At 44.9% G+C, this 13,392-nt stretch carries 8 protein-coding genes; 4 read left to right on the top strand and 4 right to left on the bottom strand.

Translation table 11 applies throughout. From position 1 onward, the window contains the following. Window positions 1-10: 10 nt before the first annotated feature. Complete coding sequence (locus tag Y697_RS10790) at window positions 11-817, top strand: SDR family oxidoreductase (RefSeq protein WP_014731741.1); 807 nt, start codon at window positions 11-13, stop codon at window positions 815-817. A 14-nt stretch (window positions 818-831) separates the two neighbouring features. Continuing rightward, complete coding sequence (locus Y697_RS10785) at window positions 832-2,031, top strand: hypothetical protein (RefSeq protein WP_121551682.1); 1,200 nt, start codon at window positions 832-834, stop codon at window positions 2,029-2,031. A 183-nt stretch (window positions 2,032-2,214) separates the two neighbouring features. Here the strand turns inward: Y697_RS10785 and Y697_RS10780 are convergent, their stop codons facing one another. After that, window positions 2,215-6,432, bottom strand: coding sequence for an acyl-CoA dehydratase activase (locus tag Y697_RS10780; RefSeq protein WP_259462507.1), 4,218 nt, complete (start codon window positions 6,430-6,432; stop codon window positions 2,215-2,217). Between the two features lie 463 nt (window positions 6,433-6,895). Next, window positions 6,896-8,299, bottom strand: coding sequence for a DUF1254 domain-containing protein (locus tag Y697_RS10775; protein WP_121551615.1), 1,404 nt, complete (start codon window positions 8,297-8,299; stop codon window positions 6,896-6,898). A 443-nt stretch (window positions 8,300-8,742) separates the two neighbouring features. On the opposite strand from Y697_RS10775, the gene Y697_RS10770 reads away from it, so the two are divergent. Together Y697_RS10770 and pheA are read left to right on the top strand one after the other, a co-directional pair. Then, window positions 8,743-9,492 carry a MerR family transcriptional regulator gene (locus Y697_RS10770; RefSeq protein ID WP_121551614.1) on the top strand — a complete coding sequence of 250 codons (750 nt, stop codon included), beginning with the start codon at window positions 8,743-8,745 and terminating at the stop codon, window positions 9,490-9,492. 387 nt (window positions 9,493-9,879) lie between these two features. Next, window positions 9,880-10,710, top strand: coding sequence for a prephenate dehydratase (gene pheA / locus Y697_RS10765; protein ID WP_259462506.1), 831 nt, complete (start codon window positions 9,880-9,882; stop codon window positions 10,708-10,710). Between the two features lie 289 nt (window positions 10,711-10,999). On the opposite strand, the gene Y697_RS10760 is transcribed toward pheA, so the two are convergent. Both Y697_RS10760 and Y697_RS10755 read right to left on the bottom strand, forming a co-directional pair. Beyond that, complete coding sequence (locus tag Y697_RS10760) at window positions 11,000-12,118, bottom strand: SUMF1/EgtB/PvdO family nonheme iron enzyme (RefSeq protein ID WP_121551613.1); 1,119 nt, start codon at window positions 12,116-12,118, stop codon at window positions 11,000-11,002. 108 nt (window positions 12,119-12,226) lie between these two features. Continuing rightward, entirely contained in the window at window positions 12,227-13,360 is a 1,134-nt protein-coding gene (locus Y697_RS10755; protein ID WP_259462505.1) for a formylglycine-generating enzyme family protein, read from the bottom strand. Window positions 13,361-13,392 lie beyond the last annotated feature (32 nt).

The following is a 13,392-nucleotide window of genomic DNA, read 5'->3' as shown; positions in this document are numbered from 1 at the left end:
GGAGGAAGAGATGAACGGATACTTTGAGAAGAAAGTTGCTGTTGTTACTGGGGCCGCTTCAGGAATTGGGCTCGGTTTGGCCGAGGGAATGCTTTCTAGAGGCGCGAAGGCTGTATTTATGGCAGATGTAAGTCAGGAAAATCTCGATAGAGAATCGGAAAGACTGAATTCAAAGTATGAAGGGGAAGCAGTACCATTCCTCACTGATGTGACAAAAGAAGAGCAGGTGGAGAAGATCATCAAATCAGCAAGAAAGTACGAAGGACATCTTGACTTTGTATTCAACAATGCCGGAATAGGAATGACGATTCCAACCGAGATGGTGACTCTTGAGATCTGGAAGAATTTGATAGATATCAATCTCTGGGGAGTGATCTACGGAACATACCAAGCCATTCCAATTATGAGAGAGCAGAAATCTGGTCACATAGTAAATACAGCTTCTATAGCGGGACTGGTCCCAGTTCCATATCAAGCGCTTTATGCAGGTACAAAGAGTGCGGTGAAGACTATCACTGAAAGCTTGTATTACGAGCTTCAAAATGAGGGCTTGAGATTCAGTGTTGTATGTCCGGGAAATGTTAGAACGGCTATCTTCAGAGGACTTACTCCTCCACCAGATTCAGTGTCTGTCGAAGAAGCGGTGAGCTACATATTCGAGAAGATGGAGAAAGGAGATCTGCTTATAGTCTTCCCGCAGAAATACCGCGATTTTGACGAAATGTATAGAACAGATCGAGAGAAATTTGATGAGTTTGCACTGAATTTGGCTGCAGAGAGACTGGAGAACTACAGAACCAAAGGTAACTACTATTGATTGGGCGGCTGCCTATGAATTTGACAAAAGTGTTTAGCGAATCGGAGCTGTCTCTTGAAGTAGTAATCTTGATGATAGCCGGGCTTATTCTTCTTATTACGGGGATACTGCTCTTTCCAGTGGCTACCGGAGGACTTCCCTATTATGAGAATGGACTTTACGGACTTCTGCTGGTCATGTTCTCCCTGCAGATCATTTCAATGGGGAAAACACCATTTGGCGACTTAAGACGATCGAAGTTTGTCGTGTTGGCGGGGCTTATCGTTGGTGGAATTGGAACGATAACCTGTTTCATTCCAGATGCCTTCAATGATATTCCCAGGCTTCTGCTATTCCTTTTCTTTGGCCCGGGAGGAGCTCTATTGCTTCTTCAGATGATCCTTTCGAAGGATAAGCTCAAAGCCTGGTCCAAATATGGTGGAATCTTCAAACACTTGATTGCCGGATGCACGGTGGCATATGTTTCATCGATTCTCATATCAGTACTTCTTTGGAATCAGAGCCTGTTAAGTGTTCAAATGACGGCGATCCTTGTTCTGATCTATGGAGCCGCTGTCGTATATCTTTCGTTTGTTTTGAGAAATATATACAGCACTTACCCGCAAGAACAGAAGAGCAAAGACGGAGAAGTAGAACTACCCATCGACAGGGCCATGATTCTATTTACAAGTGTTTTTATGATTATTCTGGGCGTTTTATTAATACCAGTAAATCTCGGGCTTCTGCCTTTTTCGGGAAGTGCCCAGCTTGGCCTACTAATGATGATTTTTGCTATCCAGATGATTGCCTCGGGAAGCACCCCGATAGGAGTTTTCCCCAGATCTCTGCCGGTGATCCTTATCGGTCTTGTATTTGCAGCTCTTGGAACCGTATCTTGCATTATTCCGGAGATCTTGGTATATCCGCTTACCTTGCTTGTCGGTGTCCTCAATATATTGGGTGGAGCGCTTTCGCTCGGCAAATTCATCGGTCAACAAGCAAGCAGGACAGGCAGAGAAGACAGTAAGATACCCAGTGTGCTCATTAAGTTGACTATCGCGCAACTCACTCTGAATGTTCTTGCAATAACATTCGGGCTGTCAATGCTGATCTCTCATCTCTTGCCGGGACTGGTTATTGGCGTGATTTTGGCGGCTAATGGGGCGGTGCTCCTGTACTTGCTTTACATTCTGTTCGTTATAGATAGAATACAAAAGGAGATGGAAACCAAATAGCGGCTAGAGAATTCTCAGAGCCAATCAATTAAGTCCAGAGGAAGAAAGCATTTGGATTGGTTCTTACCGGATAATCTATATTAGCGATTATCTCAATAGCATTTTTGGGAGCTGCCGACTGGAGAATTGGCCATCTGGCTTTGGATGACTCGTGTCGCAATGCAGATCCTAGTCTCTCAAGAGTTATTTGAACTTCTGACTTTGAAGTTCCATCGAAAGTGATTTAACTCTCTTCACCTGCACCACAAACGATTCAAGCCTGCTCTCAACGGTTGGAGTGAACGGGTTTCCATCGGACTCAAAGAAGAGAATTGGAATGTTGCCAGCGATCTTGAAGATCTCCCTCTTGAGTTTGCTAGAGTTTTCTCTCAGGTGCTCCAGACCTCTTTCTGCAATAGCTTCGGCGATCCTTGTAGGCATACATCCAAATGGGCCTATAGAAATAACTCCATTGTAAGTATCTATCGATTCGAACAAAACGGCTCCAAGAGTCAGTATTGCCTCTCCGGTAAGCTTCGGATTCAAGAAGTCCTTAGAAGTGTTCACCATGGACTCGATGTCGACTAAGTGTGACTTGTAAAGGCCACTCTTTTCAAGAATCTTTTTAATCCTTTTCTCAAATGCCTGTTTTATAAGAATTTCAACGTGTTTCGCTCCCCTCTTGAGCGGACCGAGTTCGGTCGGTACATATCTCTTCAGCAGAATGTAGTCGAGATAATATATCCATTCTTCAATTGGAGATGCATGCATGATTATTCCGTTGTCGGCGAAAAACAGCTCCAGAGACTTTCTGGAGAATTCATCATTCCTGACGTAAATCTCTCCCGAGAGAAGGACTTTAGGTGCACTTTCGAAATCACTCTTCAGAGGAATGCGAGAGATGTTTTCACAAATCTCCTCCAGTTTCTTGGTCATTTCGCTGAAGGAATCTCTTTTGACACTCTCAAGCATAATCTTGCGCGCTTTTTTGGCCGCTTTGATTGCCTCATCTCTGTCGGATGCCAGTGTTAGCAAGGCATTTTCAAGATTGCAGAATTCGTCTGCAATAATCATGCTCGCCCAGATTCGCAGTTTCGCCTTGAGTCCTATGCCCGCATAGCCGTTTTCAGAATTGAGAGAGAATAGGAGAACGTTGTTCGCGTTGTTCTTGTCAAGCCAGAGATCAATGTAAGTACTGTACTGTCCAAATCGGCAAGGGCCGCGAGTGTCTGGCATGAAGTACATTAATATGCTTTCGTCGTCTTTGTTCTCCTCGAGGTAACGAATTAGGCTTCCCAGAGTCAGGTGAAAAGGTAAACACTCCTTAGATAATGAGTTGGATTTCCCCAGTTGAAACTCCAGTTCGGTCGGTCTCGGGAGGACGTGACTGTTTATACCGACTTTTTCGAATGCCGCAGCTATAAGCTGAGCCGCAAACTCGCCCATGGTGGGAACGATTACTTTGACCGAAGGATCTGTAATTGGTATGTGTCTTCCATCCTGTAGCTCTATACTGAATGTCCCGTTGTTCGTCAGAAGTTTTGGCCTCTTCGCCCTTTTCTTCTCGCCCAAATCAGTCTTTCTTTCGAGAGAGCTTCTGACGACATCGGCGAAGGCTTCGATCCTTGTCTCTACTCCGGCATCTGACGTATGACTATCCAGTTCCAGAATCAGGGACGGCTTTTTCCCCATAATATCTCTGAAGAAGGAAATCAAGAACGAGTCAGGTCCACAGCTGAAGTTTGTTATGTAGAGTGCGAATAGCTTTGGATTGTTCTTTACATATCTGGCCGCTTTCAAGTTCATTTCACCCCAGGCCCAGTACATCTTCTCATACGATCTTTCGCCTTCATAAGGAAGAGCGTCAAAAGTTACCACCGGGATTCCGCGTGAAGCTAGTTTTTCTGGTATTCCCATGTTGGCGTCACTGGAAAAAGCATTGTAGGCTCGGCCGAAGATAACGACACCAAAATCCGAATTCTTTAGGTTCTCAAGAAACCTCTCTCCAATTTCTTTTATCCTTCTAACACTATCTTCGTATGATTTCACTCCGTTGGAAAAGGCTGCCAAAGCTTCTTCGCGGTTCCTTCCCATTGACTTCGCAAGTGAAACGAACTTCTCCTTCTCTTTCTCAAAGCCCTGCGAAAAATCGAAGAAATCTGTCAGGATCCTTTTCGATCTGAGTTCTTCGAAACTCCCCATTAGCCAGTCCGGCTCGCTCTGGACAAATGGACAGAAGACCGAGTTTTCAACGGAGTTCTCAACCTCTAAGCCCTTGACTGCAGGAATGAAGAAGTAGTCTGGATTCTTATCCAGAAGATCATAAGTATAACCATGTGATAGTTCGACTGGAAAACAGAATTCAGATTTCTTTCTATCCCAGCCCCTGGGGTCGGACTTATCCGGTACGACAATTCTGAACCTTAGACTGCTGAAGAAATTTGAGAACAGGGGGAAGAGGGTATTCATCGAGAGAGACTTGCTGATTCCAATAGTCTCCAGGCCCTTTTCTTCTGGCAGTTCAAAGACTATCTTCTCTCTTTCGGTAGTATATATGTATTCGTTTCTGTTTATGGGAAGGTTAAGACGAACATTTTCATACTTGTTGCAAGCGCCGCCGAATGGAAACTTCTTCCCTCCAACTTCAATTATTCGGATCGGGCACTTCCTGTCGCACTTCTCTGCTCCACCGTCACAAATGAAGGTGTTGAGATAGCGTACTTCTTTTGAGATCAAGGCTTCAAGCTCAAAGCGTTCTTCTTCCAGTTGACCCGCTTGAAGCTTTTCCTTAACCATTAGTGATACACCAAAGGCACCCATGAGTCCAGGATGAGGTGGGACGATTATCTCCTTTCCAGTAACTGCCGCCATTGCAACTGGGACAGCTTGATTGAGACACACACCTCCCTGCATGAAGACTTTCTTCCCGACCGGTCTCATGGCCTTTACTCTGTTTGTGTAGTTCAGACAGATAGAGTAAACCAGGCCGGCGCAGATATCTTCTCTGGAGATACCCTCGTTGATTGCAGTCTTTATGTCGCTGCTGATAAAAGCCGCACACTGATCACTGAAGTTTGGGGGAGATTGACCCTTAAGCGCATACTCTCCAATCTCTCTGTAATCTATGTTCAGAGATTCCTTTGCGGATTCTTCGAGAAACGAGCCTGTACCAGCAGAACAGGCTTCGTTCATTGCATAGTCAAGGGCAACGCCGTTGGATAAGAAAGTGTATTTGGCATCCTGGCCGCCAATCTCAAATATCGTGTCGACTTCTCTATCAAATAATGAGGCAGCCCTTGCGTGAGCCATGATCTCATTGTAAACGGCACTCGTTTCGCAATAAAGACCCACTATCTTCCTTCCGGAACCGGTGACCCCGAGACCAATTATCTCGACGGGAACGTCTAGAGAATTACGGATCTCATCCAGGCACTGTCGAGTAGCGTTTATCGGATCTCCCATAGTCCTGAGATATGAACTCGCTAGAATAGCGTTGTCCCTTGCTCTCATAACAACTGCCTTGGTCGTGGTCGATCCAACGTCCACGCCGAGAATGCAAGAATCGCCGCTTTCAGCTGTTTTGAAAGGCATGTCCTTAAAATCAACCATGTTAACGAACTTCGAAAGGGACTCGTTCTTCGGGAAAGTCATTACTCCTTCCTTGAAGACACTCTCTTTCTCTATCTCGATTTCTTCTAGAGTATTGGCATGGAGATAGGCACCGAAGGCCTCGAAGAAGAGAGCCTCGTCTGGTATGGTGATTTCTGCGATTTCTTTTAGATGGTTGAGCATGAGTCGATTTTTTGTTACTCCACCAACTAGAAGTATCTTCTTTACTCCAGCTCTGTGCATGAGTTCGCCGATCTTATCAGACATGACCTTTCCAAGTCCATTTAGGACGGATTCTTTAGGTGTTCCCTTATTGAGAGCATGTGTGCAGTCGCTCTTGCAGAATACGGTACACCTTGATGAAAGCTCGTAAATCTCGTCTGTTTCCACGGCGTTTGCGTCATCGAGTCCGATATCCATTCGCTTCAGTTGCTGGAGAAAGAACTCTCCTGTTCCTGAAGCGCATTTACTGCCTGTGAAGACGGCAGTAATGTTTCCCTTATCGTTTAGCTTATACAGGGTGAAATTCTCTCCGCCCACGCTCACAATTGCCTCATGATATCCGTACTTGCTTTTCAGTTCTTTGTAGGCAAATTCAGTGGCCTCAACTTCGGGGATCTGGGGGAGATTCAACAGTTTTCTTCCCTTCTTTCCTGTTACCACAACCAAACCCGTTTCAAGAATCTCTGGAAGAAAGCTCTTGAGTACTTTCAGTGGATTTCCTTCGTGCAAGAGTCTTCTGGGTGTTTGCCCATCATACCAGGAGATAGTGCTTGAGCCTATGCAGAGTCCGATTCTATTCAAGAAGTTCACCTCAAAGCATTCAACAGTCTAATGATAGCATAGTCAGATATCATTGAATTTTTGGGATGGCAAAACACTCTTTTGATACCGTTTACAGCTCTCTAAGGTAACTCTTTTGTTGGAAGGTGCGTTTAAAGAATCGGATTCCAATCAGGGACTATTTCGTTGATCTCCTGTGTTAGATAGGTATCCGTTTCATTTCAAATATTGACCTTTCTCCTCCTCTTCGAATATTCAATTTTTCGGTCAGTAAGCTGTTGGTAGATGGAATCGGCTAATAATCTGAAGTAGAGAGTCAGGAAAATGTAAAAGAAAGTATCAGAGACAGAGTTTCACACAGAAGAGAGATTCCTTCGAAAAGGTTTCTCTCCGAATAGACATAGACCTTAGTCGACCTTCTGCGAATGAGCTTAAGTGATTTAGAGATCACATAAGTGAAGAGCCATCGGTAAAGTCTATATGACAAACCAGACTAGTCTCCTGATTTTTCTTTTTCCACTCCAGGAGGGCAGTAGAGAGGATCAAGGGCTCTCGGTGAAGGCATATACATTCTTAGCGACAGTGAAAACTTTCCATCTGGAGCCGGAAGCCAGTTGTTTTCATGATCAACTCCAGGCGAAGCGTGTTGTATGTAGATGTCGAGAGACCCGTCATCGTTATATGACAATCTTGACCGATCACCTATTGAGTATCTGTTCATTGGATTTGGTACCATGAACTGGTCTTCATCGTAGATTGTGATGGACCAGAATCCACCCGGTCCAACGGGTGGAATTTCGTGGCTTTCAAAATGGATCAGGTAATTATACTTTGAGCCATCATAAGATTTTCCATCGGCATCTGCATAACTTATGGGATAGTAGGCTTCCTCAAGATCGTTTCCATAGAGACCTATGTACGCCGCCGAAGCTCGAATCTCATACTTACCCTGCATCTGGTTTCGATTACCGAAGACTCGATTTGTAAGACTCCAGCCATTCTTAGTAGTTCCCAGCAGTTCATCTGGTCTGAGTATGATTTCTATGGCATCTTCAACCCCTTGCTCAATTGCAGCCCGTATCTCGGAGTTAAGATCTGATTCGTCAAACGGGAGATTCGGTCCTATTCCAATAAGGCCGAATCGCTCGATCAATGCTTTCTCAGATGGATGAATTTCTAGCTGGCCTAGAAGGAAGTTCAGATAGGAGATAAAACCGGCCGACTCGGCTCGTTCCTGTCTGAAGACCGGGAAGACATCCATTCTGATTGGTTCAGGAGCTTCATAACCGCAGAAGGAACTAAGGGGCTGGACTAGAAATCTCTCTTGAATTTTGTGTATCGCGTCAAACTCACTTAATATCTCTGGGTTTATTGAAATCCTTACTAAACACAAAACGAAGTTTCCTTCGCTGGTGAATACTTTATCAACGCTCGCGGGAACTTCTGCCGATGACTTGGGACCGGCGATCAAGAAAGTCCCTGCTCCGCAACCGGTGGTTCTTGTTCCTGCATATGCGAAGTTATGTGTAAACATATCGACAAATTGCAGAGAGTAGTATCTTTCACATATCGTAGGTATTTGAATTATGACTGGTTCGGCTCTCAAATCAAGCCATGCTGCAGAAAAGACTGTATCGTTATTCGGGCGGACGATCTCTCTGAATTCAGGTCCAAGCAAACCTTCACTGTGTTCAAATCTGTTAAATGAACCGGGAAGTACAGCCTGGAGAGTCATGGTTCGAAGATTCTCGAGCATTGGGTAGGCAAAAACATATGCTTGCCTTGCAATTTCCCTTGCTTCATCGCAGTTGCTCGTTGCCTGATTCGATCCTGCGCCAACTATGGCAGCAAAAATCAAAATGAAAGATAGTAACGTCAATGACTTCTTCAGACTCATTTCTCAATCTCCTCACGTAGCCACTCTTTGCTAGACAATGTGGATTCCCAGTTGATTCAAAACTGAGGACATATCACATTCAATTCAAAGGGCTTTAGCTTCACCACAAGATACCGGTATGGTATCTCTTATAATCTGTCTGACTGTCAGTTGAAAGAAAGAGTTTGCTTTCATGCTCGATCAGAAATACTAATCTACCAATAAACTCATCTCTTCGATTTCTAAACACGCTTTCAAATACGGTTCCAGTATGCAGAGACTCTTCTGTGACAATACAGTGAAGTCTTTGCTTAATCCTTTTATGTCAGGCCAGCGCAGAAGTCATAGTGAACTTCTTGGGTCGCTCTTTGACGGTCAAGGAATCCTTAGTCGAGATATTGATTGAGCTACTTGACTATTACGTTATGTAATAGTATATCCTTGTGATTATGGGAGGAGATTTCTTGAACGCAAAACAGGTTGCCGAGCTTTCGGGCCTTTCTGTAAGGGCACTTCATCATTATGACGAGATTGGGCTCTTGAGACCCAGGCGTAATGCTCAAAATGGATACAGAGAGTATTCGGAAGAAGATCTCGACAAACTTCAGCAGATTCTCTTCTTCAGACAGTGTGGCTTCTCTTTGGAGAGGATCAAGAAGCTTCTCAGCAATCCGAGGTTCGATAGAGCCAGGGCCTTCGAGCTTCAGAAGAAACACTTGATGCTGGAGAAAGAGAGAATTGAGGCTATGCTTAGCACACTGGAAAGGACGCTCAAGACTTTGAAAGGAGAAGACTCGATGAGTCAGAGAGAAAAGTTCAAGGGATTCGATTTCTCTTGCAACCCCTATGAAGAAGAAGCGAGACAACTTTGGGGTGATGAGACGGTTGAAAAGAGTAACGATTTTATCGCTTCGAAGAGCGACCGGGAGAGGAAGGATATGGAGAAGATACTAGATGAGCTTTTCAGAGAACTAGCAGAGATTAGAGATGAAGATCCCGATTCAGACCTTGTACAAGAAGCAATAGACAGAATGTATAAGGTCTTTAACGAAAGTTTTGGACATTACTATAGTCTTGAGTCTTTTGCCTCTCTAGGCAACATGTATGTGATGGATGATAGGTTCAAAGCAAACATAGATAAGTATGGTGAAGGGTTAGCGGATTTTCTTTCGAAAGCGATGCAGGAGTATTCAGATAGGCAATCCGAACGATGAACCGAAACTGCCCTGTGATGTAACTGGTTGTTTATGATTCTGGGAAGTATCGATCTTAGTCCAACCGGTTTCAAGCAAGAGCAAAGCTAGCTGCTCAAATAGGTCCGAAGACTTCCCATATTCCTTTCAATTCTGCTTTTTGTCTATGAATGTTGAAAAACAATAGAAGAGGTATCTCCTAACTTTTGTCCTGAAGGCTTTTCGGCCAGTTTGTTCAGGCTAATTCATCTTAGCGTCGCAATTGAAGAGCTATAATTGTGTGAATTATCCCAGATTAAGCAGCCTTATACAGCAGCTAATGCAAGAAGGAACCAAATTGGAAGATTGGAGCATTAATAACAGAATAATATTCAGGCAGTGAATCTGCCTCATGAACAGGGGAGTCCTTTGAAGAAAAAGAGTATCGCTTTTCAGGGCGAACACGGAGCTTATTCAGAACAGGCTATAAAAAAGCTGTCCGGGGAGTCACCTATTACTATTCCATGCAGATCGTTTCGAGAGATGTTGAATCTTGTTCAGTATGGAAAAGCAGACTACGCAATTCTCCCCGTGGAAAACTCGCTTGCCGGCACAGTGATTCCTGCTTACGATGCTTTGGTGGATAGTGATCTTCTTGTCCAGGCAGAGGTTATGCTTCGAATTGAGCATTGCCTTATGGCTCCCAAGGGTAAAACGATCTGTGACATAAAATACGTGATTTCTCACCATCAGGCGTTGTCACAGTGCTCGGAACATCTGGAAAAAGAGGGCCTTGTGGCGAAAGAATACTATGACACTGCCGGCGCAGCGAAGGACCTGGCGGTTTGCGAGATGGAGTCGACAGCTGCAATCGCCAGCGAACTTGCGGCCGAAACTTATGGGCTTGAAATCTTAAGGAGGAATTTCGAAGATCTCGAGACAAATACAACCAGATTCTTCTTAATGGGTAGAGAATCCATGCCATGTATTGGAAAATGCAAGACATCTATTATATTCACGACGGAGCATAAGCCCGGCGCCTTGTTCAGTGTCCTCCGAGAGTTGTCAGATCGCAATCTTAATCTGACGAAAATCGAATCAAGGCCTTTCAAGAGAGAGATGTGGCGCTATATATTCTTTGTAGATTTTGAAGGAACGGTAGCTGACAGACAAGTGAAAGAGGGAATCAAGGCAATCAGTGACCGTTGCAGTTACTTCAAATTCCTTGGTTCATATCGCTCTGCCAACTACGAGATGTGAATCCATCAACTGATATTCCAAGTCCCCCAAGTCAAGAAGCTGACGTTCTTTAGAAATAACCAACAAGAGATTAAGAGTCGTGAATTTCTCCTGAAGTCTTCCCGATCTCTGTTGAGACTAAAACCCCAATGCTATTCACAATAGGTTCTACCTTCTTCAAGAGCATGCTCATAGAGCAGGGAGAACCAGCTGCCTACTACTTCAGTATCTCATGGTGGCGAGCAACTCTCTGGCTGATTTATCAATCCGGATGCTTTGCTTTGAGAGCAGATAACTGAGGGCTTCTTCGTTACTTTTCGGTTCTTACGACTCTGAAACCAACAACATATATTCCAATCTCCCCATTTACTTCCTCTCGATAAGGAACCCTTAAAAGTCTTGCTATATTGAAGTAGCTACCTCCCCTAATTACGAAGTCCTTGCTGCCGTCTATTGGGACGTAGGGATTTGTAGTTGAGTCGGCAGTGTATTCCTGGAAGGGTTCAGTGCACCATTCCAACACATTGCCGCTCATGTCGTGTATTCCCAACCCATTGGGTTCCTTCTCTCCGACTGGCCATGTTGAAAGGCTATCAGTAGTGTCATTGTGAGCATTCTCTCTGTACCATGCGACTTCATCCGGGTCGTTGCTTCCTGAGTACTTAAATAATGACTCTGAATCTCCACCCCTTGCGGCGTATTCCCACTCGGCTTCCGTGGGCAAGCGAAACCCATTTACCTCAGACGGGTCATCTGCCATGCCGCCTGAAAGATCGAGCAGATTACCGTTGTCGTCATACGCTCTTGCCAGTCCCGCCTTGTCGCTCAACCAGTTGCAGTAGGCAATTGCGTCATACCAGGAAACAGAAATCACTGGTCTCCTTTCTCTGCCCCAGGAGAAATCTTTGGGTTTCGTTCTGCCCAAGTCGTCGCAGAAAGCATCGAACTCATCAAAGGTGACCTCATACTTCCCGATGAAGTAGTCGTAATCTATAGTTACTTCGTGCAGAGGTAATTCATTCTCGTATCCGTCTCCCCAAGAGTCTCCCATCGTGAACTTTCCACTTTCAACCAATATCATCTCTTCAATGGCAACGAAATTCCAGGAGATGATATTCGAGAATGTGCCTTCGCTGTCTTCGGCCTTCACTTCAAATGAATGAACCCCGGTTCCGTAATCATTCCAGACGTATTCTGTTTCAAGTCCATAGTCATTCCAACCTGCTTCATCGACGTTGACGTAGTACTTCGCAATCGTTCCGTCTGGATCCGATGCGATCCACTCGAGAACGTTCGCTGAACAATCTATTACTCCTTCAGACTCACCGATCTTCTGGAGAACTGGCGGCTGGTTTTCCCTAGGCTTCTTACACCCTGCAAGCATCACCGCAAACAAAACTATCAGCAGTAGTATCAAAAGTCTCTTCATTTCTTCCTACCCCCCCCTTTTATTTCAATGATCGATTGAGAGCATATTGTACTCATCACATTGTTTCTCTTTACTCTATCATCCTCCAATGCGAGTTCAGAAGTATCGCTACTGAGCAATTCTAACGATTCTGAACCCGGCTATGCTTCCGAAATGTATGGGAATTGCAGGGTGACGATAAGAAACTCGGGTGTTTTTCTCAGGAAAGGCCCAACATCCGCCTCGACAGATCCGGTGAGTTCCGCTGGAAACGTACGGGTTTGTTTTTTGAGAAACCGTATATTCTGAGTAGAAGTCGGTGCACCACTCAAGCACGTTTCCACTCATGTCGTAGATATCGAGAGCATTTGGTTCGAGCTGGCCAACCGGTCGGGTCTTCTCGTTAGAGTTGTAATCGTACCAGGCTACTAGTGAAGGGTCATCGCTTCCAGACCATTTGTATTCGGAGTTATGTTTGCCTCCCCGTGCGACATATTCCCACTCGGCTTCTGTCAACAATCTGTATCCCAGTACTTCTGTAATGTCCGTCGTTAGCTTTCCCTCAGAATCGAGCAACTGACCTTCATTGACTTCGCAGCGACTTACGTAGGCAGGAGGCAGACCATCCTTTTCACTCAACCAGTTGCAGTATTCTATTGCCATCCACCATGGAACATTGATTACAGGCCTGCTACCCATTCCCCAGCCTTCATCGGAGGGAATTACGGCCCCCTTATCTACGCAGAACTCGTTGTACTCGTTGAAAGTAACTGGATACTTCCCCACAAAGAAATCGTACGTGAGTTCAACCTGATGGGTTGGTTTCTCCATGTTAAACCCGTCTCCCCAGGTATCTCCCATGGTGAAAGAACCCCCACTCACAAAGACGAAGTCTCCCAAATAGGGTTCAAATAAGAGAAAAGTGAAAGCCCAGAGTATCGGTTCAGAAGTGAGTCCTTTGTCGTCTTTCGCCCTCACCTCAAAGGTGTGATCTCCTTCTTGATAACCGCACCAGGTATAACTGGTCTTTGTACTGTAATCAATCCATTGTCCGCCGTCTGTCCTATACTGATACAGAGAGACGTAGCCATCGTCGTCATAACCGAGCCACTCAAATGTAATGCAGACATCAAGTGTGTCGCCAGAAGGTCCGGAGGATTCTTTCTCGATTACAGGTGGTTGATTATTCCTGAAGATGCATGAGGTTGTCACTAACATTGCAATTGATAAGAAAAGCACTAAGAAAAACAGTCTGAAATTCATTTTGTTTCCACCTCCCTAAAGCGCCACGCCAA

Origin of the sequence: Mesotoga sp. BH458_6_3_2_1, assembly GCF_003664995.1 — a bacterium.
GTDB lineage: Bacteria > Thermotogota > Thermotogae > Petrotogales > Kosmotogaceae > Mesotoga.
Note: the sequence above shows the minus strand (reverse complement) of the source record. Positions and strands in the feature narration are given on the sequence as shown.